Below are 301 nucleotides of genomic sequence, written 5' to 3' on the forward strand. Positions count from 1 at the left end.
CCCGGTTCTGGCCTGGTCCGCGAGCTGTCGGACGTTGAGCCCAGGCCGACCTGCATCCGTGACCAGGAGGTCTATGCGCGCGTCCGACTGCAGGATGCAGCGGTCGGAGGGCACGTCGGGCGCTTCCCGTGTGGCGTAGCCGAGTTCACCCAGGACATCGAAGACGAGGGGTACGGTCCTCACGCAGCCGCACCGCAGTTGACGTGGCAAACCCTCCGGTTCACCTCATCGAACCAGTTCCAGGGCCGCAACGATACCCTGTGAGTCAGCCTCACCGTCGATTGGTATTACCCCTCGTGCG

The 301-nt window shown here is 65.1% G+C and carries 1 protein-coding gene; it reads right to left on the bottom strand.

Going from position 1 to position 301, the window contains the following annotated elements; genetic code table 11:
* Window positions 1-183, bottom strand: a 183-nt coding sequence (locus MKK84_RS21945) for a hypothetical protein (RefSeq protein WP_243923589.1), incomplete at its 3' end; no start/stop codon positions are given.
* Window positions 184-301 lie beyond the last annotated feature (118 nt).

The sequence above is a fragment of the Methylobacterium sp. E-065 genome, from assembly GCF_022829605.1.
Taxonomy (GTDB): domain Bacteria; phylum Pseudomonadota; class Alphaproteobacteria; order Rhizobiales; family Beijerinckiaceae; genus Methylobacterium.